The 22,352-nt window shown below is 49.2% G+C and carries 20 protein-coding genes; 7 read left to right on the forward strand and 13 right to left on the reverse strand.

Features of this window, described 5'->3' with window-relative positions; all coding sequences use genetic code 11:
- Positions 1-141 precede the first annotated feature (141 nt).
- Positions 142-522 (reverse strand): SdpI family protein, encoded by a 381-nt coding sequence (locus MKQ68_RS15775; RefSeq protein ID WP_264279957.1) that lies wholly within the window; start codon positions 520-522, stop codon positions 142-144.
- Positions 523-600: 78 nt separating this feature from the next.
- On the reverse strand, positions 601-3,330 hold the full coding sequence (locus tag MKQ68_RS15780; protein ID WP_264279958.1) for an AsmA family protein: 2,730 nt from the start codon (positions 3,328-3,330) through the stop codon (positions 601-603).
- Positions 3,331-3,452: 122 nt separating this feature from the next.
- On the opposite strand from MKQ68_RS15780, the gene MKQ68_RS15785 reads away from it, so the two are divergent.
- Positions 3,453-4,040 carry a TrmH family RNA methyltransferase gene (locus MKQ68_RS15785; protein ID WP_264279959.1) on the forward strand — a complete coding sequence of 196 codons (588 nt, stop codon included), beginning with the start codon at positions 3,453-3,455 and terminating at the stop codon, positions 4,038-4,040.
- Between the two features lie 25 nt (positions 4,041-4,065).
- A complete protein-coding gene (locus MKQ68_RS15790; RefSeq protein ID WP_264279960.1) occupies positions 4,066-4,548 on the forward strand; it encodes a TlpA family protein disulfide reductase in 483 nt (160 codons plus the stop codon).
- Here MKQ68_RS15790 and MKQ68_RS15795 read toward each other — a convergent pair.
- The 4 genes from MKQ68_RS15795 to MKQ68_RS15810 are packed head-to-tail and all read right to left on the reverse strand — an operon-like array spanning position 4,543 to position 7,425.
- Positions 4,543-5,118, reverse strand: a complete 576-nt coding sequence (locus tag MKQ68_RS15795; protein WP_264279961.1) for a Maf family protein — start codon at positions 5,116-5,118, stop codon at positions 4,543-4,545. The two genes, MKQ68_RS15790 and MKQ68_RS15795, sit on opposite strands and share 6 nt — an antisense overlap.
- Positions 5,118-6,059 carry a geranylgeranylglycerol-phosphate geranylgeranyltransferase gene (locus MKQ68_RS15800; protein WP_264279962.1) on the reverse strand — a complete coding sequence of 314 codons (942 nt, stop codon included), beginning with the start codon at positions 6,057-6,059 and terminating at the stop codon, positions 5,118-5,120. Before MKQ68_RS15800 ends, MKQ68_RS15795 begins: the two co-directional genes overlap by 1 nt.
- Before the next feature lie 37 nt (positions 6,060-6,096).
- On the reverse strand, positions 6,097-6,618 hold the full coding sequence (locus MKQ68_RS15805; protein WP_264279963.1) for a KdsC family phosphatase: 522 nt from the start codon (positions 6,616-6,618) through the stop codon (positions 6,097-6,099).
- A gap of 30 nt (positions 6,619-6,648) precedes the next feature.
- Complete coding sequence (locus tag MKQ68_RS15810) at positions 6,649-7,425, reverse strand: Rossmann-like and DUF2520 domain-containing protein (protein ID WP_264279964.1); 777 nt, start codon at positions 7,423-7,425, stop codon at positions 6,649-6,651.
- 211 nt (positions 7,426-7,636) lie between these two features.
- On the opposite strand from MKQ68_RS15810, the gene topA reads away from it, so the two are divergent.
- Together topA and MKQ68_RS15820 are read left to right on the forward strand one after the other, a co-directional pair.
- Positions 7,637-9,991, forward strand: coding sequence for a type I DNA topoisomerase (topA, locus tag MKQ68_RS15815; RefSeq protein WP_264279965.1), 2,355 nt, complete (start codon positions 7,637-7,639; stop codon positions 9,989-9,991).
- 35 nt (positions 9,992-10,026) lie between these two features.
- On the forward strand, positions 10,027-10,896 hold the full coding sequence (locus MKQ68_RS15820) for a transglutaminase-like domain-containing protein (protein ID WP_264279966.1): 870 nt from the start codon (positions 10,027-10,029) through the stop codon (positions 10,894-10,896).
- 123 nt (positions 10,897-11,019) lie between these two features.
- Here MKQ68_RS15820 and MKQ68_RS15825 read toward each other — a convergent pair whose 3' ends face one another.
- The 3 genes from MKQ68_RS15825 to prmA form a co-directional block, all read right to left on the reverse strand.
- Positions 11,020-11,823 carry a M48 family metallopeptidase gene (locus MKQ68_RS15825; protein WP_264279967.1) on the reverse strand — a complete coding sequence of 268 codons (804 nt, stop codon included), beginning with the start codon at positions 11,821-11,823 and terminating at the stop codon, positions 11,020-11,022.
- A gap of 132 nt (positions 11,824-11,955) precedes the next feature.
- A complete protein-coding gene (gene plsY, locus MKQ68_RS15830) occupies positions 11,956-12,615 on the reverse strand; it encodes a glycerol-3-phosphate 1-O-acyltransferase PlsY (RefSeq protein ID WP_264279968.1) in 660 nt (219 codons plus the stop codon).
- Positions 12,616-12,733: 118 nt separating this feature from the next.
- Complete coding sequence (prmA, locus tag MKQ68_RS15835; RefSeq protein ID WP_264279969.1) at positions 12,734-13,558, reverse strand: 50S ribosomal protein L11 methyltransferase; 825 nt, start codon at positions 13,556-13,558, stop codon at positions 12,734-12,736.
- A gap of 182 nt (positions 13,559-13,740) precedes the next feature.
- On the opposite strand from prmA, the gene MKQ68_RS15840 reads away from it, so the two are divergent.
- Entirely contained in the window at positions 13,741-14,310 is a 570-nt protein-coding gene (locus tag MKQ68_RS15840; protein WP_264279970.1) for a hypothetical protein, read from the forward strand.
- Positions 14,311-14,593: 283 nt separating this feature from the next.
- Here MKQ68_RS15840 and MKQ68_RS15845 read toward each other — a convergent pair whose 3' ends face one another.
- The 3 genes from MKQ68_RS15845 to MKQ68_RS15855 form a co-directional block, all read right to left on the reverse strand.
- A complete protein-coding gene (locus MKQ68_RS15845; RefSeq protein WP_264279971.1) occupies positions 14,594-16,930 on the reverse strand; it encodes a polyribonucleotide nucleotidyltransferase in 2,337 nt (778 codons plus the stop codon).
- Between the two features lie 86 nt (positions 16,931-17,016).
- Complete coding sequence (gene rpsO / locus MKQ68_RS15850) at positions 17,017-17,289, reverse strand: 30S ribosomal protein S15 (protein ID WP_264279972.1); 273 nt, start codon at positions 17,287-17,289, stop codon at positions 17,017-17,019.
- Between the two features lie 156 nt (positions 17,290-17,445).
- On the reverse strand, positions 17,446-18,141 hold the full coding sequence (locus tag MKQ68_RS15855; RefSeq protein ID WP_244840416.1) for a cell division ATP-binding protein FtsE: 696 nt from the start codon (positions 18,139-18,141) through the stop codon (positions 17,446-17,448).
- A gap of 153 nt (positions 18,142-18,294) precedes the next feature.
- Here MKQ68_RS15855 and MKQ68_RS15860 point away from each other — a divergent pair, with 153 nt between their 5' ends.
- The gene (locus MKQ68_RS15860) at positions 18,295-18,657 is read left to right on the forward strand and encodes a BlaI/MecI/CopY family transcriptional regulator (protein ID WP_244840417.1); all 363 of its coding nucleotides are present in this window, start codon (positions 18,295-18,297) and stop codon (positions 18,655-18,657) included.
- A 6-nt stretch (positions 18,658-18,663) separates the two neighbouring features.
- The gene (locus tag MKQ68_RS15865) at positions 18,664-20,721 is read left to right on the forward strand and encodes a M56 family metallopeptidase (protein ID WP_244840418.1); all 2,058 of its coding nucleotides are present in this window, start codon (positions 18,664-18,666) and stop codon (positions 20,719-20,721) included.
- 432 nt (positions 20,722-21,153) lie between these two features.
- Here the strand turns inward: MKQ68_RS15865 and MKQ68_RS15870 are convergent, their stop codons facing one another.
- On the reverse strand, positions 21,154-22,332 hold the full coding sequence (locus MKQ68_RS15870; protein WP_264279973.1) for an AIR synthase related protein: 1,179 nt from the start codon (positions 22,330-22,332) through the stop codon (positions 21,154-21,156).
- Positions 22,333-22,352 lie beyond the last annotated feature (20 nt).

A 22,352-nucleotide genomic window follows, 5' to 3' on the forward strand; every position in this document is an offset into this window, starting at 1 on the left:
TCAGACATCAATACTGATCATTAAAAAAGAACTAATCATTTCCCTGGCCATTCTCATTAAAAGCCAGCGCACCCAACCGGCGCGTTGATCATCGAAAGAAATGGCTATCAGACATCAATACTGATCATTAAAAAGAAATAATCATTTCCCCGGCCTCCTATGCCCTTCCTCATCAAACGTTTCATGCAGGTGCCATTCGGTGTAACCTGCCATCAGCAAGGCGCAGATAATGACCGGACCGATAGTAAGGTACAGGAAGATGTCTGTCTGCGTTTCGAAGATCAACCCCATGGCTAATCCTACGGCCAATAAAATCAATCCGCCGCGTCGTGAGAACCAGGCGGCGTATTGATTGGCACTGTCCCACATCTCTTTGTTTTGGGTAGATAAAAAGGTGCGGTAACCGTACCATGTTTTGGTGGTTTTAGGCGGGAACCTGCGAATCAGGAAACCCATCATGAGGAACAACAAACCGGCCAGTATGCTTGCATTGAACCAGGGGCTGGATACCAACTTTTCCATAGTGGATAGCGTTTAAACAAAAATGTCCCTCGTGCCATAAGCAGCAAGGGACACTTCCATTATCTTAATTTACGGAATTTATTGGTTTTTGGTGCTATCTGTGTTGTTTGATTTCTTTTTTACCAGGCCATTCAACGCCCCTTTCAGCGAATTGGTCGCAGCCTTACCGGCGTTTTGCAGATTGCCACCACTTGTCGTGGAATCTTTTTTGCCGAGCAACTGGTTTTTCACTTCATCCTTCAACGCGTTTACCGCCTGGTTTTTCACGGAATTGAGCGTATCTCTTGCTACTGCTTTAGCGGAATCTACTTTCGCTTTCACGATAGCGGTCGCCTGGTTTTTCAGGTTGGTCGCCACGCCGGAAACGGATTCCTGCAAATCGGTTTTCATAGAAGGCCTGGTGATGCTGCCGCCCATGGCGACCTGCAAGTGAACGCTATCACTCAGTTTCACCGGGATGCCTTTATTGTTCGCCTGCGACACCATGTTATCGATCAGCGAAGTGCCTTTAGCACCGATCACGCTGCGCGGCAGGGCTATCTGCAAGGTATAATCGAGGGTCTGATCGAAGCCATGGGAACCACCTACCAGCATATTCATGTTGCCGAGTTTTACGCGGAACGGATTTACGGTCACACGCCCATTCTGGAAAGCAATATAGTTTTTGATATCTCTCACAGAAATGTCCTGTAAGGCCGCTATGTTCAGCTGATTGGCGAGTTGGTCAAGCGGGGCGAACTTCTTCAGCACACCCTGGATCAGTAACAGGTTGCCTTCACCGTTGAGGCTATTGAGCACCGGCGACATATCTTCTCCCAGTTTACCGTTAACGGTTAACTTCGAACTGATTTTACCCCCCAGGAACTGCGCGATCGGCATCAGTTTTTGTACGGTATTAAAAGCCAGGAAGGTTTGCTGGATGTCTAACTCCTTCACGTCATAAGTAAGCGCGATCTCCGGATTCTTTTTGCTGTTTTTGGTGGAATAGCTACCGCTGATGTCCATCGCACCCTGCAGCGCATTACCTTTTACATGGTCGAGCTGTACGGCCTGGTCGGCAATTCTAAGGTTGCCGCTCAGGTTTGTGAGGTCCAGTTTATCGTAATGTACTTTACCTGCTTTGGCAGTAATGTTAAAGTCGAGGTTACCCGGTACCACGAACGGCTCCGAAGCTGTTTTCACGGTGTCCGCCGCCGCTGGTTTAGCCGCAGTGGGTTCGCCGGTAGCCATCCATTTATCCAGGTTGATGTAATCCGCCGCCAGGTCGAGGTGACCGTTCAACGGATCGTTTTTAAGTACATAGGCCAGCGCGTTATTCACTTCGCCGGTGGCGTTAAAGTTCGTGCCCAGGTACTGACCGGCAAATTGTTTTACGCTGAGGTTCTTCGGCGTAAATTGCATCAGCAGGTCGCTCACTTTCACACCATCGGGATAATCTTTACTGCTATACAACATGTTTTTGAGAATGATGGCTCCCTGTGCGTCGAACTTCTCGTACTGCGATTTCTCAATGGCAGAAAGGTTGCCTTTCGCCGCTATGTCCGCATCGAGCAATCCTGCCAGCTTTGTACCGGGTTCCAGTTTATAGAACTGGTTAACGGTGGAGAGGTCCAGTTTCGCTTTGGCAGCCGCATCCACATACAGATCGGAAACGGGTGTTTTCAGCAGCAGTCGCATATCTACAGGAGCATTATCCATTTCCAGATGCGCCTGCGGCATGTTTACGACGGTATGATCGGGCACGCCATCCGGGTTGGTAACGTCCACGACGAGCTGAATGTTTTTGATCGGTTTAGGTAAGTCGGGGTATTGTACAAAACCATTTTTGATAGACAGGTTGATGCCGAATCCGGGCATCATGGCAGGTGTATATTCCCCTTTCACATAACCGGAAAAGGCGGTGCTGCCGCTGGTTTTTATCTTGGCAAGATCTGCTGCAAATACGCTCGGCACCAGGGAAAGGATGTCTTTGAAATCAGTAGACGGCGCTTTGAATTGGATGTCCATCCCGTAGGTAGAATCGGTCAGCAACCGGAAGAAGCCTTCTGTAGCGAGCTGCAGGTTGTTGATCGCGATCTTATCGGTCTTAAAACTATACGTACTCGTTTTGTTATCGATGTTCACATCCGCATCCATACCCGCTTTTACATTATGCAGGTACGGTATCAGTCCAGACAAAAAGCTGATGCCGCCAATGTTTGTTTTTGTTTTCAGCGTAAACACATCCTGGGTAAAATCACCTTTGCCGGAGTGGTCGAGGTCATCGATCTGCAAGGTCATATTGCCCTGGCGGTCGGCGTAGGTGATGTAGGCATCCTCGATCGCATATTGCTGAAGGCTCAACGCAAATTCTCCCGAGGCAGTATCGGTCTTTTCAGGCTCGGTGGCGGTTGTTGTATCAGGTTTCATGATATCCCAGTTCACGCGGCCGTCTGGATTCACAATAGCGTGAATGCGCGGGTTTTTCACCAGCACACTGTATACTTTAATATTATCCCCTTTGATGGCACTCATCAGGTCCATAGCCGCTTCTACACGGTGTACGGCAATAAGGGTATCTCCTTCGAAAGGCGCCAGGCCCGTTACGTGAAAGTCGACCAACGCCACCGCCAGGCGGGGGAAACGACGGATCAGGCTTATATCCACGTCTTCAAAATCCACCTTGGCGTTCAGTTGTTTATTCAATTCCTCTTTCACCTTAGCCATAATTTTACCCTTAAACAAGTAAGGAATGGCGATGAGTAAGGCTATTAAAACGACGAACGTAATCCCTGTCCACTTAAATATCTTTTTAAGTTTCAGCTTCATAGGTATGCTTGATTTTTGAGATAATGCATGAAGATATAAATTTTCCCTGTAAACGGTAATCGGGCTGCCGTATTGCGAAAGGCCTGCAATTCGTACTTTTGCAAAGGAACAGCTAAATTATCATGACACCAGAACGTACCGAAAGATTAACGACAGCTTTAAATAACAGACAAACAAACCTGACGGTAGTGCTGGAAAACGTGGAGGACCCGCACAACATTTCCGCCGTAATGCGTACGGCCGATTCAGTGGGCATACAGGACATTTACGTGCTTACCACGTTGATACCCAGGCATAAAAACTATGGTCATCGCAGCTCGTCCAGCGCTAAAAGGTGGCTCACGATACATGAATTTGACAATACGGAAGAGTGTATAGCCGCCCTGCGCAAACGGTACGACCGCATCCTCACCACGCACCTAAGTTCAGACGCCATCAGCCTGTATGATATTGATTTTAAGGAATCGATAGCGCTGGTGTTCGGCAGTGAACGTTTTGGCGTGAGTGAAGCCATGCAAAAGGCGGCCGATGGCAACTTCCTGATCCCACAGCTGGGCATCATCCGTTCCCTGAACATTTCGGTGGCCTGTGCGGTAAGCATCTACGAAGCCATGCGCCAGAAAAAACTGGCCGGCCACTACGACCAAAGCTACATGCCGAAAGAACAATACGACTTGCTGGCAACGGATTGGGGACTGAATGAAGCGTAACCTGGTCACCATTAAACGAGCGCACATGAGCAAAATTTGCCTGATCACTACTACTTTACTGCTATGCACCTGCATGGCTTTTAGCCAAAGGCCGATTCCCAGCCTTAAAATAGACGAACTGGAAAAGCTGGTGCAATCCGGCGATACATCGTATGTGCTCAACCTCTGGGCCACCTGGTGTGCACCCTGCATACAGGAAATACCGGACTTTGAACGGCAGGCAAGGGAGCTGAAAGACAAACCCGTAAAGTTCATTTTCGTCAGCCTGGATATGAGCGACGCCTATCCCCGCGATATTGCCGCCTTTGCCAAACGCCGCAGGATACGCTCCTCCATCGTATGGCTGAACGAACCTAACGCCAACTCCTTCGCCGCCCGCATCGACCCGCGGTGGAAAGGCAGTATTCCCTGCACGATTTTCATCAACCCTAAGAAAGGTTATCGCAAATTTGTAGAGGGACAAATCACTAAAGAAGAATTGAAGAAAGAAGTTGATGCGCTGTTATAAAGGCAGCCTGTTCAGCTCCTCCACCACATTGCTGATCGGTAACCCCATCACATTATAAAAACAGCCGTTGATCTTATCGATCCCCACCGCACCGATCCACTCCTGGATGGCGTAGGCGCCTGCTTTATCGTAGGGTTTATAATTATCTACATAGTATTCGATCTGCGAACGCAATAAAGGCTTGAAGTGTACTTCCGTAATTTTGAAAAACTCACGGCTGCCATGTTTGTGTTTGATCACCACGCCGGTAATCACTTCATGCGTTTGCCCTTCCAGCGACATGAGGATGTCGACTGCATCGTCGCGATCTTTGGGCTTGCCAATGACCGTACGGTTTAAGATCACCACGGTATCGGCCGCAATGATGATATCATCTTCGTGGCAGAGCGGTTGTACTGCTTCGGCCTTTTTACGGGCGATATGCACGGGAATAGAAGATATGGGCAGATTGGGAGGATACGTTTCAGCGGTTTCCACAACTTTCACCTCGAACGGTATGCCGGCCTGCTCCAGTAACTGCTTACGACGCGGGGACTGGGAAGCCAGGATAACAGGCTTTCCTGAATACATTACAATAACAATTTAAAGAAGATCATGGATAAGATGCCCGTAAGCATCAATACCTTCACCAGCGAGCTTACGCGGTGATAATGCTCCGGCAGATGCGCCTTACGCAGTAATTGCAGGATGTAAAACGCCGGCGCCTGTACGAATAACAACAGGTAACCGATCGCCCAATACCAGCCTATCACACCAATACGAATTTCCACCAGTATAATTAACCCTTGCAGGGCCAGTAACATTGCATAACACAGACGTTTGGCCGGCTCCACACCCCAAACGATAGGAATGGTGCGGCAACCGTCTTTGCTGTCGCCAATCATATCTTCCAGGTCTTTCACCACTTCGCGCACCATGGATATGATGAAAGCAAAGAAGGCGTACACACTGATGATCTGTATCAGCTTACGACCTGCCGGCGACAGGATGGCCTCGAAGCTCTCATAGATCTGACGTTCGTAAAAGCCTACCACCACCACAGATAACGCCGTGAGGAAGGAGATAACGATGTTGCCGATCAGCACCTGGCGCTTGAACGAGGTGGAATAAAACCAAAGTAACAACGACGAAAGTACCTGCACAAAGCCCAGGTAAATCTGCCCGATGTTCCAGGCAAGGATGAAGCCCATGGATACGCCGGTCATATTTAATATGGTATGCCAGGCCATGGCCCAGCGGCGGCTGATGATCTTATCGACCACCATTTTGTCGGGCTTGTTTACAATATCTATGTTGATATCGAAGTAATCGTTGATGATGTAACCTGCAGCGGCCACGATCACGGTACTTAATACGAGTACGATGAAGTGCGGCAGGGGCAGTGAAGGCTCGCTGCCATTGTAACGCAACACGGGGGCTACTACACAGTATTGCAGCAGGAATTGCGTGAGCGCTATGTAAATGAGGTTCGGATACCTGATCAGTCTTAAAAATGCTGCCAGTAGCTTCATATTGTTTTCGACGGTTGCAGGCAAATGTAAGGGAAAATTATTTGGAGGCGATGGAGTCGTCGATGATCCAGTGGCCGTTGAGTTTCAGCACCTTTTCAATCACGTCACGAACGCAGCCATGGCCGCCGTTGAGCGGGGAAATATAGCGGGATATGCTCTTGATTTCCGGGCAGGCGTCGGCGGGACAGGCGGCCAGTCCGACCAGCTTCATCGGCTTATAGTCCGGAATATCGTCCCCCATGAACATCATTTCCTCCCAGCGAAGGTCGTGCAGCAGGGCATACTCTTCCAGCTGCTCTTTTTTATCGTACACGCCGGTGTAGATATCTTTGATACCCAGCCCCTGTAGCCTGCTGATCACACTTTCTGACTTGCCGCCGGAGATGATCACTACACGGTAGCCCATCTTCACAGCCAGTTGCAGGGCGTAACCATCTTTAATGTTCATTTTACGGGACAGTTCACCGCCGGGCAGCAGTTGCACGGTGCCATCGGTCAGCACGCCATCCACATCAAATACAAAAGTTCTAACAGGCTTGAAAAGTTCCAGTACGTTCATTGCGCTACAGTTCTGAGTGCGCAAAAATAGTTATTTGGCAGAGATTAGCCGGTGAAAGTTATAGATGCTCTCCGACAGCACCGGGTAAATGCGCTGCATTTCCGGGTATCTCGACAGCTGGGCCAGGTGTAAGTCCATCGTAGATTGATCGTTCCGCAGGGCCGGGCCGGTTTGTACCTGCTCTGGCGCAAACTTCTCGAGCCGGGCGAAGGTTTCGGCAATGAGGGGCTGCAGTAACTGGAAATCGAGTTGTTCCTTTTCACAGAAGGACTTCGCCAGGGCCACCAGGTGGTTGGTGAAGTTGTTGGCGAACACGGCGGCCAGGTGCATTTGCAGCCGCTGTTCAGAGTCCATCACGGTGATGTTGCCCGAAATGCTCTGGGCCAGGGATTGCAGGCGGCGCAGTACATCGTCGGCCGCGGCCTCTATTAATAATGGTATAACCGGGTAACTTTTATTTTCCTTGCGGATGGATTGCAGGGGGTAAATCACCCCGGTGGCGGTAGATATCTTATTGATCGCTGCGAGTGGAACAGCGCCGGCAGTATGCGCCACGATGCGCCGGCCGAGGCGTAGCTGATCGTTCAGTTCGGGTAATACGGCATCGCTCACCGCCAGCAGGTACACGTCTGCCTCCATATTTATATCTAGCAGGTCGGCAGCGTGACTGGCACCGAGCACACCGGCCAGTTCGGCGGCATGTTCCTTTTTGCGGCTGATCACCTGTTTTACGGAATGGCCGTGCAGCTTTAGCTGGGTGCCAAAACAGTGCGCTACATTCCCGGAACCGATAATAACTATATCCATCTGGCTTGTATTTTAAAATATTATGCTTGGCTACCCATCCGCCCGGGCGGAGCCATGGAGCGGGCTTAACCACAGATACGCGTCCAATTTACAACCCTTTGGGATTTCGCCCCTATTTTTTATATCAGCCTACTTTTATATACTTGCAAAATCCGGATGTGTATCTTTTTACGATATTTTCCGTATTATATTATAATAAAGCTGGCGTTTCATGGCAAAAAATCTGGTTATAGTAGAGTCCCCGGCGAAGGCTAAGACTATCGAAAAGATACTGGGTAAGGACTTCGAAGTTACCTCCTGCTTCGGTCACATTCGCGACCTGGAGAAGGATGATATGGGTATTGATATCAAAAATAATTTCAAACCCAAATACATCATCCCGGAGGAGAAGGAGAAAGTGGTAAAGGACCTGAAAAAGATGGCCAAAGACGCCGACGAGGTGTGGTTAGCAACGGATGAGGACCGTGAAGGGGAAGCTATTTCCTGGCACCTGGCCGAGGTGTTGGGCCTGGACCCGGACACGACCAAACGTATTGTGTTCCATGAAATTACCAAACCGGCCATCGAGAAAGCGGTGAACCAGCCCCGCCTGCTCGATATGAACCTTGTAAACGCCCAGCAGGCCCGCCGTATCCTCGACAGGATCGTAGGTTTTGAACTGTCGCCGGTGCTTTGGAGAAAGATGAGCATGCGTAATTCGCTCTCCGCAGGCCGTGTACAATCCGTAGCCGTTCGACTGATCGTGGAGCGCGAAAGAGAGATCAACGCCTTCTCCACCACCAGCAGCTTTAAACTAGAAGCCTTCTTTAGTGCAAAAGATATTTCCGGCAAAAGCGTAACGTTTAAGGCCGAGGGTGCCCGTTATAAAACGGTGGAAGATGCGGAAAAGTTCCTGGAATCATGCGTTGGCGCAGGTTACTCCGTGAAAGACATCCAGGTAAAACCAGGTAAAAAATCGCCGGCCGCACCATTCACTACTTCTACCCTTCAACAGGAAGCCAGCCGTAAACTGGGCTACAGCGTATCTAAAACAATGCTGCTCGCCCAAAAGCTGTACGAAAGCGGTAAGATCTCCTATATGAGGACCGACTCCGTAAACCTGTCTGAAACCGCGATGGCCGACATCAGCAAAGAGATCAACGGCCAGTACGGCGAAAAATACTACCAGGCACGTAAGTATAAGAATAAAAACGAAAGCGCACAGGAAGCGCACGAAGCCATCCGTCCCACCTACATGGAAAACCATACAGTGGATGACAGCGATACGCGCCGCCTGTATGAGCTGATCTGGAAGCGTACCATCGCCAGCCAGATGAGCGACGCCGAACTGGAAAAAACAATCGCCAAGATCGATATCAGCACCAATCATGAAGAGCTGACTGCCAGCGGTGAGGTGTTGAAGTTCGATGGCTTCCTCAAAGTGTACCGCGAAGACCGCGATGACGAGGACCTGCACGAAGAAGAGGAACAGGAAGGCGTGCTGCCTCCACTGGCCGTAAAACAGGTGCTGGACCTGCGCGAAATGAAGGCGACCGAAAGGTTTACACGCCCTTCACCACGCTACACGGAGGCCAGTCTCGTAAAGAAACTCGAGGAGCTCGGCATCGGCCGCCCATCCACCTACGCGCCCACTATCACTACGATCCAGAAGCGTTCGTACGTAGAGAAGCGCGACAAGGAAGGTGTTAAAAGAGAGTTTCGTATCTTAATATTGAAGTCGGACAAGATCGAAAAGACGAGCGACGCCGAAAACACCGGCGCCGAAAAAGCAAAACTCTTCCCGACCGATCTTGGCATGATAGTTACTGACTTCTTAAACCAGTATTTCGATTCCGTAATGGACTATGGCTTTACCGCCAAAATCGAAGGCGAGTTTGACGACATCGCAAATGGTAAGAAGGTCTGGAACAAAATGCTGAACGAGTTCTATAATCCTTTCCATAAAGACGTGGAAAACACGCTCGAAAAAGCGGAAAGGGTGAAAGGAGAACGTCAGTTAGGTACCGATGCGGAATCCGGTAAACCGATCGTGGCACGCATGGGCCGCTTTGGACCAATGATCCAGATCGGTAGCGTGGAAGATGAAGAGAAGCCACGCTTTGCGAAGCTGAAAAACACCCAGAGCATCGAAACCATTACCATGGAAGAAGCCATGGAGCTGTTTAAACTGCCACGCAACCTGGGCGTTTTCGAAGGCGAAGATGTAGTCGTAAATATCGGACGCTTCGGCCCCTACGCCTCTCACGCCAAACAGTTCTACTCCCTTAAAAAGGAAATGGACCCTTACACCGTGGAGCTGGAAGAAGTAGCCCCGCTGATCGTAGAGAAACGCACCGCTAAGTCTGAACGTACCATCAAAGTATTCGAAAAAGAAAAGATACAAATCCTGAAAGGCCCTTACGGACCGTATATTAAACAGGGATTGAGGAACTTCAAGATACCGAAAGAAAGGATCGACGCCGCTGCAGACATCACCCTGGAAGAAGCCAAAGCCATTATCGAAGATGTAAAGGCCAATCCACCCAAAAAGAAAGCTGCGGCAGGCAGGAAGAAGAAATCGGAATAATTGATAGCTGCCAAACCCATATCAACGACGAACGCATGCGTGAAACGAAAGAAATAAACGCCTTGTTCCACCTGCTGGACGATCCCGACCAGGAGGTGTATGATACAGTGGCCAGCAAGATACTGCTGTTCGGAAAGGAGATCATCCCTAACCTGGAACACCTTTGGGAAACTACCCTCGACGAAGGCATCCAGGAAAGGATAGAAATGCTGATCCACCGCGTTCATTATATGGACCTGCAGGAAGCACTCACCGACTGGTCTAACAGCGAAACGCCCGACCTGATGAAAGGTGCGATATTAGCCGCCCGTTACCAGTTCCCGGACCTGAGCCCTGCACCTATCGTGGCAGAAATCGAACGTATCAAAAGGAACATCTGGCTCGAACTTAATAACTACCTCACCCCGCTGGAGCAGATCAATGTGTTGAACAGCATGATCTATAACTACTTCGGGCTTAAAGGCGAGGAAATATCTTACCAGCGTAAGAACCAGTTCTTTATTAACCAGGTGATCGAAGGCAAAAAGGGTAATCCCGTTACGAACGGTATTATCTATCAAAGCCTTTGCGCCATGCTGGACCTGCCGGTATATGCGGTTAATATTCCCAGGCAGTTTATCCTGGCGTATTACGACAGCTTCTACGACTTCTCCGGCCCTGAGAACGACGACTTCCGCATCTTGTTCTTCATCGATCCCATACAGGGGCAGATCTATACACAACAAGACGTGGAAACGTACTTCCGCCGCGTAGCTGTTCAACCACTGCCCTCCTATTACAGGCCGCAGTCGAACAAACGTATCATCCAGTTTTTGCTGGAGGAGCTTGGCAAGTGTTTTCAGAACGATAAAGACCAGTATCGCCACGACGAACTCCTGAACCTGGCGCAAATCGTACAGCCTTAAAAACAGCCTTATCTGCATAAAAAAGAGGGAACATGTTCGCTACATGTTCCCTCTTTTAATTTTGTGACCAGCTTCGGGTATTTTCCCCAGCCGCCGTTGTGTCACTCACTTCAACCGCATCACTTAACTCTGCGGCTTATAATATTTCATCGCCTCTGGTAACAGGCGTTTAATTTCCGAAATACGTCTGTCATCGCTCGGGTGCGTGCTCAGGATCTCTGGTGGCTTGTTACCGCCTGATGCTGCGGCCATACGCTGCCAGAAGCCTACGGCTTCATTAGGGTTGTAACCTGCCAGCGCCATGAAAATCAGGCCTAAACCATCCGCTTCCAGCTCGTTCTGGCGGGAATAAGCATTAAGCCCTAACGGACCACCAATGTTGAATGCCTGTAAAAAGATGTTCTGCGCCTGTACGTTTTTGCTCAGCGCAACGGAACCAGCTACCTGGATGCCTTGTGCTACCATGCCCTGGCTCATACGTTCGTTACCGTGGCGGGCAATCGCATGCGCGATCTCATGGCCCATAACACATGCCAGTGCCGTTTCATTTTTGGTAACAGGCAACAGGCCTGTATACACTACTACTTTACCACCCGGCATACACCATGCATTCACCTGGTCGTCCTGCACGAGGTTGAACTCCCATTTGTAACCTGCTACTTCGTTACCCTGACCATTCTGGGTGAGGTACGTAGTAACTGCGGCGGCTATACGTTTGCCTACGCGTTGTACCATTTCAGCGTCTTTGCTAACAGACGTTGCAACGGTTTTGTTCTGGGAAAGAAAGGTTTGGTATTCAGTAAGTGCCATGCTTTGCATGGTGGCCTCCGGGATGAGGTTTAACTGCCTTCTGCCGGTGATGGGTACCCGGTTACATGCTGATAAAAGTCCTGCTCCCGCTATCAGTAACAGTGCTGCTTTTTTCATTGATAATAGTTTATAGATCATAAGGTTCGTGCAAAAATAAATTAATCCAACACAGGTATGTTGGATTAATTCAATTCTTTTCAAAAGAGATGCACAATTTATGCCAAACCTTTTGCCCGTATGTAAGTGAGATTATTCTTCGTCGCGGCGGCGGCGTAAGCCCCTGCGGTTTTTGAACAGCGGTACTTTACTTTCCGTACCGGTGATCAGCCTGGCAATGTTCTTCTGGTGAGTAAGCACCACCATCAATGCCACAGCAATCGCAAATATGCGGTAGTATAATTCCTCTTCTTTAAAGATGAAAAGGATCAAAACAGGAAACGCAATGCTCGCAATGATGGAGCTAAGGGATACGTACCTGGTAAGAAACAGGATCAAAAGAAACACCGCTACACACAGCAACGCCACCCAGGGCTGGATAGCCAGCACCATGCCAAACAGCGTTGCAATACCTTTACCACCACGGAAGCCTGCCCATATCGGGAAAACGTGACCTAATACCGCAGCCAGACCTAAACCGATCTGCAGGTTTACCAGTTGTGTAAGATTATCCGGGTTTTGATAGTAAGGAATCAGCAGGGAAAGTTTAATGGCGAGGATGCCTTTCAACATGTCAACGACCATTACAAAAGTACCGGCTTTAGGGCCAAGTACACGGAAAGTGTTGGTGGCGCCGGCATTACCGCTTCCGTGTTCACGGATGTCGATACCGAAAACTCCCTTACTTACCCAAACGGCAGTAGCGATGGAGCCTATGAGGTAGGCACATATTAAAAGCAATAATTCTGTCATCAACAATAAGTTAGAGTGCTAAGATAGTAAATTACTTGTTAAAAAGAAGTGAAAAGTAAAGAATTTTTTAATATAATCAATAATCAATCAAGACATTAAACATATCAAATAATCAATATCAATTATTTTTCACTTTAAATTGCATAGCTAACCAGTTCTCTATCTGTGCTTTACGCTCAAATTCAAACCCATTATCCAGTGCTGATTTTGTAATAACCGCCTCGTCTTCCGTTAAAAATCCGCTCAATAATAAAATGCCATCCTGTGGTAATAACCGCCGCATATCCTGCATAAAGCGCAGTAATATGTTACGATTGATATTCGCCAGTACAATGTCGTAGGGGCCATTAATCGCCTCCAGGCTGTCGGCCTGCCAAACGGCTACTTTAGTACTTTCATTAGCTGCTACGTTCTCGATAGAGTTGTTCACCGCCCATTCATCTATGTCTATTGCATCTGCTTTTACAGCTCCCAATTTCTCTGCCAGTATCGCCAGTATGCCCGTGCCCGTTCCAAAGTCGAAGACAATTTTACCTTGAAAATCAATATCTTGCATCAACTTGATCATCGAATAGGTGGTGGCGTGGTGGCCCGTACCAAACGACATCTTAGGTGTAATAACGATCTCATGCTGAACGCTTTGCCCCATCGGTGCGTGAAAATCCGCACGGATGCCGCAAAAACCTTCCACCTGTACGGGTTCGAAATTACTCTCCCATACGGCGTTCCAGTTGGTGTTGGCGATCGATTCTTTCGTGTATTTCAGTAAGTGTGGTGCCAGTACGGCATTTAATGCCTGCTCATCGAACAGTCCTTCCGGTATATAAGCTACCAGTTGCTCGTGCGTTTCCTCGAACCCTTCATATTCTGCATCTGCCAATTGTGCGATCAAAATGTCCTTCAGCTCGTCCGGCAAGGATATGGTTATTGCAATGTGCGACATAATTCATGCAAATATAACACTTTATATAAAGCTATCAAGTATGTGAAGTTTATTCATATGTTTAACGAGTTGTAAAGAGCTCTTTATCAATACTAAATTAACCTCGAAATTTTACTTACCGGAAAACTCACACATATAAATACATATGATTATATTTGAATCTGTAAAAATAACCTTATCCTATGAAAAAGCTCATGACGCTCTGCCTGGGCATTTTATGCTATTCCGGCTTATCCGCGCAACGCGTGATCAAGATCGAGCCGCAGGAATCGGCCGATACCCTTACGTACGTTACCCGCAACGCGGTACTTACCATTCTCAAAGAAGATGTGGACTTCTACCTGAAAACGCTGGACTCCGTACTAAAGGAGCGCAAGTTTCAGCATACCGCATACCGCAATATTCAGTTCAATCCCCTGAAGCCGGAGGAGGTGCGTACGCATTACAACCTTGTCAGCAAGTTCTGGAACACCTCCCGTGGCAACCAGCTTAATTATAATGTGGATCGTTTCTCGTTATTCTGGAGTGAAGACGATGGCATCCTTCTCCCCTACCTGGATGAAATGCTGCCCGACCTGCTCGAGTACGGCCGGGTGAAGGTAACGGAGAAAGGCAAGCTGCCTGTCGCCAACTACCAGGTGTTTTATGAAGATATTGAGGGGCAAACCTTCCGGGTGTTCAAACTGGCGAATGGTAAGATCATCTGGCGGGAGAGCGAATACTTCCTGGAGCATTTCGCGGGCAAACGATGATGAAATTCAACTAACTTACAGCAGATCAAAACATGAACTTATGAGCATGATCATCATTGCTTTGGCGACCGTTCTTGGGCCCGTAATACCTGGTGCGAGTGTTTTTGTGATACCGGTGGGCTACCTGCTGTTTGGGATCAATCCAGGGTACTAGTTGCCATAGTATAATTTAGATTAAGGGAGGGGCTGGCTTTTGCCGGTCCTTCTTTTTTGGCACCTCCTCCAAATACAAAAGGGCCAGCTTTGCAGCCGGCCCTTTTGCTATTTTTGGATAACGTTATGACTATTCCTGGTCGTCGAATTTCATCGGCTGACCTTCCTGGCCATTGCGAGGTCCGCGATCGCCACCACGATCACCGCCGCGGTCGTCTCTTCTCGGGCCACGATCATCTCTTCTCGGGCCGCGATCACCACGGTCGTCTCTCCTTGGGCCACGGTCGCCGCGGTCGCCACGATCACCGCGTTCGCCACGGTCTTCGCGCTCTTCGCGTTCAACATAACCTTCTGGTTTCGGCATCAGCACTCTGCGGCTCAGTTTGAACTTGCCTGTTTTAGGATCGGTGCCGGTGAGTTTCACCTTCACTTTTTCACCTTCAGACAGTACACCTTCCATTGTTTCGAGGCGTTTCCAGGAAACTTCGGAGATGTGCAGCAAGCCTTGTTTGCCAGGCAGGAACTCTACGAACGCACCGTAAGGCATGATAGACTTAACAGTAGATTCGTATACTTCACCCACTTCAGGAACGGCAACGATGCCTTTGATCCAGGTGAGGGCTTTATCGAGATTTTCTTTCTGCGTAGAGAAGATGCTTACTTCACCTTTTTCACCCACTTCTTCGATGTTGATAGTGGTACCGGTTTCGCGCTGGATCTCCTGGATCACTTTACCACCGGGTCCGATAACGGCGCCGATGTACTCGCGATCGATGATCAGTTTCTCCATGCGTGGAGCCTGTGGTTTAGGTTCAGGACGGAAAGCAGGTTGTGCTTCGTACATGGCATCGAGGATGTGCAGACGACCTTTACGGGCCTGCTCCAGCGCCGAGCGCATCACGTCCATGCTAAGGCCATCTACTTTAATATCCATCTGGATACCGCAGATACCGTCGCGTGTACCGGTCACTTTAAAGTCCATGTCACCCAGGTGATCTTCATCACCAAGGATGTCGGTCAGTACTGCCCATGCACCGTCGGTAGAACGGGAGATGAGGCCCATTGCCACACCGGATACGTGTTTTGGTAAAGGAACACCTGCGTCCATCAGTGCCAGTGAACCGGCACATACGGTAGCCATAGAAGACGAACCGTTAGACTCGAGGATGTCGGATACCACCCTTACAGTATAAGCATAGTCAGCGCCTGGCATCATGATCCGGAGGGAACGCATCGCCAGGTTACCGTGACCTACCTCGCGACGGCCAGGGCCACGCATTGGTTTCACTTCACCGGTAGAGAATGGAGGGAAGTTATAGTGCAGGATGAACTTCACATAGTTAGATGTAGCGGCGCTTTCGATCAGCAGCTCGTCTTCAGGCGTACCCAAAGTAACGGTGGTGAGGGATTGCGTTTCGCCACGGGTAAACAGCGCGGAACCGTGCGGGCTGGGAAGGTAATCAGTTTCCATGGCCAGTGGGCGCACCTGGTCAAGGGCACGGCCATCGAGGCGTACTTTCTGGTCCAGGATCATGTTACGGATTACTTCCTTCTCGAGGTCGTGCAGGTATTTACCTACCAGTGGTTTGTCTTCGTCAGGCAGTTCTTCGCCCAGGAATTCCACCAGTTCTTTGCCGATAGCGGAGAATGCATCGCTGCGTTCGTGTTTGCTGAGGGCGGATTTGGCAACGGTGAGGATTTTATCTTTCGCAAAACCAGTGATCTTAGCGTTCAGTTCCTCGTTGCTATATGGTTTGGTGTATTCGCGTTTAGGGCCGGCGTTGATAAGAGCGCGCAGCTCTTCCTGTGCTTTCACCTGTACACGGATAGCGGCGTGAGCAGCTTCAATAGCGCCGATCATATCTTCTTCGCTACATTCCTTGCTTTCGCCTTCCACCATCATGATATTCTTTTCGGTGGCGCCAATGATGAAGTCCATATCGGCACGAGCGAGATCAGTACGGTTAGGGTTGATTACATATTGACCGTCGATGCGTGCTACCCTTACTTCGGAAATGATTTCCTGGATGGGCACGTCAGAAACGGCAAGTGCAGCAGATGCAGCCAGACAGGCCAGTGCATCAGGCATTACTTCATTATCAGAAGATACGAGGGTTACCAGTACCTGCACTTCGCAGAGATAATCGTCGGGGAACAGGGGGCGCAGTGCGCGGTCGATCAAACGGGAGATCAGTACTTCATAATCGGAAAGGCGGCCTTCGCGTTTAAAGAATGAGCCAGGAATACGGCCCGCGGAGGCAAACTTCTCATTATAGTCCACTGTCAGGGGAAAGAATGATTGGCCGGGCTTAGGCTCTTTGGAAGCCACCACCGTCGCCAGCAGAATTGCATTCCCGAGGCGAACCGTTACCGCACCATCGGCTTGACGGGCCAGTTTGCCCGTTTCAATGGTCACAATACGACCATCACCTATGTCAAATTTAACCGAAGTAGGTGTGAGATTCATAAAAGAAGAGAGTTAAAAGGTACACATACAAAAAAACTATTCCCAACTGTTAATTAGTTGGGAATAGCGCTATAATAAGATCCAGATTACTTTCTGATACCTAACTTCTCGATCAGGGCACGATAGCCAGTGAGGTTGGTTTTAGACAGGTAAGAGAGCAAACGCTTTCTTTGACCTACCATTTTCATCAGTCCGCGGTGCGTGGAGAAATCTTTTTTGTTTGATTTCAGGTGAAGTGAAATGCTATTGATACGCTCTGTCAGCAACGCGATTTGCGCTTCTACAGAACCGGTATTTTTCTCGCTACCACCAAATTCTTTAAAAATGTTAGCTTTCTTTTCTACAGTTAAGTAAGACATCTTAAATAAATAATAATTTTTTTAGTCGCTATTTTTCCGGTGCAAAGGTAAGAAGATAAATTCCAAGTTCCAAATTTCCAAAAGAAACGGGAACTTTCTTCCTGATACCCACCACAAAAAACAGCCGACCAGCGTTTTAATAATATAAGTAATTGATTATGCGAAATTAACGGCCGCATTATCGATCACCTGCCCGTTTTCGGTGCGCAGCACACGGGAAGGGAACTTCTGGAGCACGATATAGTCATGCGTAGCCATTACCAGGGCAGTGCCATCCTCGCGACAAATACGGAACAACAGCTGCATAATACCGTCGGAAGTCTCCGGGTCGAGGTTACCCGTAGGCTCATCCGCCAATATCAGTTTTGGAGAGTTTAACAGCGCCCGTGCTATGTCCACACGCTGCTGCTCGCCGCCCGACAACTCATAAGGCATTTTGAAACCCTTGGTTTTAAGGCCTACTTTATCCAATACGTCGTTAATCTTATCTTCCATCTGTTTCTGGTCCTGCCAGCCGGTAGCCTTTAACGCAAATTTCAGGTTGTCATGCACGTTACGGTCGGTCAGCAGCTGAAAGTCCTGGAATACCACGCCCAGGTTACGGCGCAGGTAAGGCACCTTCTTCCAGTCCATCTTTTTCAGATCGAAACCCACTACCTGGCCAGCGCCTTCGCGGAGTGACAGGTCGCCATACAACGTTTTCAACAAACTGCTCTTACCCGTACCGGTTTTGCCGATCAGGTATACAAATTCGCCCCTGTTGATCGTAATGTTCACGTCGGAAAGGATCAGGGAGTTACCCTGATATATGTTCACGTTCGTCAGTTGTACTATGGGTTGATCTGCCATCATCGCCTTTAATATTGGGTTTAGTGCAACAAAAATAACCAATTAAAAAATAAGTATTTGTATCACCCCAGGATTTTTACAACTAAAAATTAAGTTTGTAAACTAATTTTATAGTTCTATATTTGTTTTAACAGGAACAAACAAAACGTGAGCAACATGAAAACACTGACAAAAGCCGAGGAACAGATCATGCAGGCGCTATGGAAGCTGGGCCCCTCGTTCGTGAAAGACATCATCGACGAACTGCCCGAACCCAAGCCGCATTACAACACCGTATCCACATTGATCAAGATTTTGGTGGAAAAGGGCTTTGCCGACTACAAGGCATATGGAAAGTCGCACCAATACTTTTCGCTGGTTTCGAAAGATGAGTACAGCAGCAAAACCATGAAAACCTTTGTGAAGGGATACTTCGAGGGCTCTTTCGCCAACATGGTATCGTTCTTCGTAAAGGAAAAAGATTTGAGCGTAAGTGAGCTCGAACACCTGCTGGAACAGATCAAGGACACTAAAAAATAAAACGTTATGACGCCCTTTATAGCTTATCTCTTAAAGGTGATCGTGTGTTCCGGTGTGCTGTACGGTTATTATTACGTGGCGCTGCGGAACAATAAATTCCACCAATGGAACCGCTACTACCTGTTGTTTTCTACCCTCCTTTCCCTGGTTATTCCTTTGCTGAAGATCCCCTTGCCGATGCTGGCGGCGGAGTCGGACTCGACGGTGTATACTTATACTTCGCAGCTGGTCACATTCCGCGAGACCGTACTGCCGGCCACTAAAGAGGTCGATTACTTCCAATGGAGCAGTTTTGCCTACCTGCTAGTGATCATGGTGCTGCTGGCACGTATTGCCTACAGTTGTATGAAGATTTTTTCGATCGTACGTAACAACCCGGTGCAGTATGTAAAGCCTTACTGGTTCGTGGTGTCGGAAAAGGTGATGTCGCCGTTTTCGTTTTTCCGGTACATTTTCTGGAACCGGGAAACCAGCCTCGAAAGTCCGGAAGGGCAGCAGATACTGCAACACGAGCTGGCACACCTGACCGAAAGGCATAGCGTTGACAAGCTGCTACTGGAAATCATAACAGCCCTGTGCTGGGTGAATCCTTTCTTTCACCTGGCTAAACGGGAGCTGGCGCTGATACACGAATTTATTGCAGATAAGAAAGCTGCCGCCAATGGTGAAGTGGCAGCCTATGCACGCACCATTCTTCAAATGGCGCTGGGTAATACCCAGTTCACCCTCACGAATAACTTTTTCCATCCACCCATCAAAAGACGTATTATTATGCTTACCCAATCCAAACAACCCAAGTTCAGCTACTTGCGGAGGGTGATGATCCTGCCGCTGGGCGCCGTGATCTTTGCATCACTGTCATTTGTAATTGACCCGACCGACATTGCAGACCTGAAAGCGGCCCTTACGCCGACTACAACACCGGCAGCAACGCCCGCTCCGGCTCCTGCAGAAATGCCTGTTGAACCCGCGTTTTCCTCTACGGCTGTTGTGATTGCACCAGTAGAAGCTGTTGCAGCGCCCACCTTCCGCCTGGAAGGCGTAGTGACCTCCAAATCCGGCACGCCCGTAAAAAATGCCACCATCCTCATCAAAGGCACGCAGAACGGCACCATCAGCGATGCGGACGGCAGCTTTGCGCTGGACGAGCTGCCTGAGCAGGCTACGATCGTGGTATCGTCGGTAGGGTTTGTAACCCGCGAAGTAGCCATTAATCAAGGTGGCAGGAACCTGTTGATACAGCTGGAGCGTGATAACAAGGAAATGAAAGAAGTGGTGGTGGTCGCCTACGGCGATCCTGCTGATGAAGCGACGCCCGCACCTCAGGAACCGGTACGCAAGAATAAGGAAGTGTTTACCTATGTAGAGCAGGCCCCGGCGTTCGTTGGCGGCGATGCGGAACTGATGAAATATCTTTCCCGCAACATCCGCTACCCGCAGGCAGCATTAAAAGCTAACATCGAAGGCACGGTATATATCAGTTTCGTGGTAGATGACGAAGGTAACATTACCGATGCTAACACCGTAGGCAAAGCCCGCGGTGGCGGACTGGAAGAAGAGGCACTGCGTGTTACGAAGGCCATGCCCAAATGGAAGCCCGGTAAACAGAATGGACAAAATGTATCGGTACGGTTTGCACTGCCTATCCGTTTCACGATCGACAAAGGCAGCAAAAAACAGGCGCCTCCCCCTCCTCCTTCCGCCAAGAAAGAGACCAGCCGTATGAAATCACCTGATATGGAGGGCGTTTTCACTTTTGTTGAAACACCTCCAAACTTCCCGGGCGGCATCAAAGAACTGGAAAAATACCTGTCAAAGAACGTCCGTTACCCGCACAAAGCGACTGAAAACGGCCAGCAGGGTACTGTTTTTGTTACGTTTGTTGTAAACAAAGACGGCAGCCTGTCCGATGTCGCGATCGTTGGGGCCAGAAAAGGTTATGGTCTGGATGAAGAAGCGATCCGTGTAGTAAAAACGATGCCCAACTGGACACCCGGCGAAGAAGACGGCAAAAAAGTAAAAGTGCAATACAACTTACCGATCAGGTTTACACTTCAATCGTAATGCTTGTTATATAATTATTGGAAAGCCCCGGCTCGCTGCCGGGGCTTTTTTAATGGCAATATCCTATCAACATCGTTGCTGGAAAGTAGCTACATCCTAGCTTCAACCTAGGTTCATCTTAGGTTCAACCTACGTTCAACCTAGGTTCAACCTAGCTTCGCGAACCTAGGACGAACAAAAGATCAACGAAGGATAAACCTAGGATGAACCTAGGAGCCAGCAAGGATACGGCTTCTCACCTGGGAGGATGTTTAGGGAAGAAAGAAAGTGACGCCAAAGCGATGGCGGAGAGGTGATAGTATTTTAACTGGCTTGAGTAGCGGAAATGCCGTTGAAGGGAGTGACACAACGGGGGCCGGATAGTAGTGCTAAAGATGGTTACATAAAAAAAGCCCCGGTCATGCCGGGGCTTCGAAGTATATGGGCAATCAGCTATTCGTATACGAACTCGCCGAACTCACTTTTTACGGTTACTTTTTTGGCGGGACTGTCGGTTACGCGACCCACCACTTGTGCGTCGATGTTAAAGCTTTTGGAGATGGCGATAATGTCGGCGGCAATGTTTTCGGGAACGTACAGTTCCATGCGGTGGCCCATGTTGAATACCTGGTACATTTCTTTCCAGGAGGTGCCGGATTGTTCCTGGATGAGGCGGAACAACGGTGGTGCTGTGAACAGGTTGTCTTTGATGACATGCAGCTGATCGATAAAGTGCAGCACTTTTGTTTGGGCGCCGCCGCTGCAATGCACCATGCCGTGTACCTGCGAGCGGTAAGCCTCCAGTATTTTCTTGATCACCGGCGCATATGTACGCGTGGGCGACAGCACCAGTTTACCGGCATGCATCGCGCCAAAACCAGGGATGTCGATATTGTCCGTCAGGTTTTTGCTGCCGCTGAACACCACTTCTGAAGGGATGCCCGGGTCGAAGCTTTCGGGGTATTTGCCGGCGATGGTTTTGTTAAACACATCGTGACGGGCACTGGTAAGTCCGTTGCTGCCCATACCGCCATTGTATTCCTTTTCGTAGCTGGCCTGGCCGCTGGACGATAATCCAACTACCACGTCCCCAGCCTGGATGGTGTGATTGGAGATTACATCGGAACGTTTCATGCGGCAGGTAACCGTCGAATCGACGATGATGGTGCGAACGAGGTCGCCTACATCCGCCGTTTCGCCGCCGGTGGAATGAATGCCGATGCCGTGTGAACGAAGTTCTTCGAGAATTTCTTCCGTACTGTTGATGATCGCAGCGATCACGTCGCCGGGGATGAGATTTTTATTACGACCGATGGTAGACGAAAGCAGGATGTTATCTGTAGCGCCCACACAAAGGAGATCGTCGGTGTTCATGATAATCGCGTCTTGCGCAATGCCTTTCCATACGCTGATGTCGCCGGTTTCTTTCCAGTAGATGTAAGCGAGGGAAGACTTGGTGCCGGCTCCGTCGGCGTGCATGATGTTGCACCACTCAGGATCGCCGCCGAGAATATCGGGCACTATTTTACAGAAAGCTTTAGGGAATAATCCCTTATCGATGTTTTTGATGGCGTTGTGCACATCTTCCTTTCCGGCTGAAACACCGCGTTTGGCGTAAAGGTTCTGGTCCACTTTTATCTTGATTGCGTTTG

This window comes from Chitinophaga horti, from assembly GCF_022867795.2.
GTDB classification, from domain to species: domain Bacteria; phylum Bacteroidota; class Bacteroidia; order Chitinophagales; family Chitinophagaceae; genus Chitinophaga; species Chitinophaga horti.

Coding starts and splice junctions, on each gene's coding strand:
- prmA (WP_264279969.1), bottom strand. CDS start 13,558: ATGTCGCACATTGCAATAACCATATCCTTGCCGGACGAGCTGAAGGAC.
- MKQ68_RS15860 (WP_244840417.1), top strand. CDS start 18,295: ATGAAAACACTGACAAAAGCCGAGGAACAGATCATGCAGGCGCTATGG.
- topA (WP_264279965.1), top strand. CDS start 7,637: ATGGCAAAAAATCTGGTTATAGTAGAGTCCCCGGCGAAGGCTAAGACT.
- plsY (WP_264279968.1), bottom strand. CDS start 12,615: ATGACAGAATTATTGCTTTTAATATGTGCCTACCTCATAGGCTCCATC.
- MKQ68_RS15865 (WP_244840418.1), top strand. CDS start 18,664: ATGACGCCCTTTATAGCTTATCTCTTAAAGGTGATCGTGTGTTCCGGT.
- MKQ68_RS15825 (WP_264279967.1), bottom strand. CDS start 11,823: ATGAAAAAAGCAGCACTGTTACTGATAGCGGGAGCAGGACTTTTATCA.
- MKQ68_RS15840 (WP_264279970.1), top strand. CDS start 13,741: ATGAAAAAGCTCATGACGCTCTGCCTGGGCATTTTATGCTATTCCGGC.
- MKQ68_RS15780 (WP_264279958.1), bottom strand. CDS start 3,330: ATGAAGCTGAAACTTAAAAAGATATTTAAGTGGACAGGGATTACGTTC.
- MKQ68_RS15810 (WP_264279964.1), bottom strand. CDS start 7,425: ATGGATATAGTTATTATCGGTTCCGGGAATGTAGCGCACTGTTTTGGC.
- rpsO (WP_264279972.1), bottom strand. CDS start 17,289: ATGTCTTACTTAACTGTAGAAAAGAAAGCTAACATTTTTAAAGAATTT.
- MKQ68_RS15820 (WP_264279966.1), top strand. CDS start 10,027: ATGCGTGAAACGAAAGAAATAAACGCCTTGTTCCACCTGCTGGACGAT.
- MKQ68_RS15795 (WP_264279961.1), bottom strand. CDS start 5,118: ATGTATTCAGGAAAGCCTGTTATCCTGGCTTCCCAGTCCCCGCGTCGT.
- MKQ68_RS15775 (WP_264279957.1), bottom strand. CDS start 522: ATGGAAAAGTTGGTATCCAGCCCCTGGTTCAATGCAAGCATACTGGCC.
- MKQ68_RS15785 (WP_264279959.1), top strand. CDS start 3,453: ATGACACCAGAACGTACCGAAAGATTAACGACAGCTTTAAATAACAGA.
- MKQ68_RS15790 (WP_264279960.1), top strand. CDS start 4,066: ATGAGCAAAATTTGCCTGATCACTACTACTTTACTGCTATGCACCTGC.
- MKQ68_RS15855 (WP_244840416.1), bottom strand. CDS start 18,141: ATGATGGCAGATCAACCCATAGTACAACTGACGAACGTGAACATATAT.
- MKQ68_RS15805 (WP_264279963.1), bottom strand. CDS start 6,618: ATGAACGTACTGGAACTTTTCAAGCCTGTTAGAACTTTTGTATTTGAT.
- MKQ68_RS15845 (WP_264279971.1), bottom strand. CDS start 16,930: ATGAATCTCACACCTACTTCGGTTAAATTTGACATAGGTGATGGTCGT.
- MKQ68_RS15800 (WP_264279962.1), bottom strand. CDS start 6,059: ATGAAGCTACTGGCAGCATTTTTAAGACTGATCAGGTATCCGAACCTC.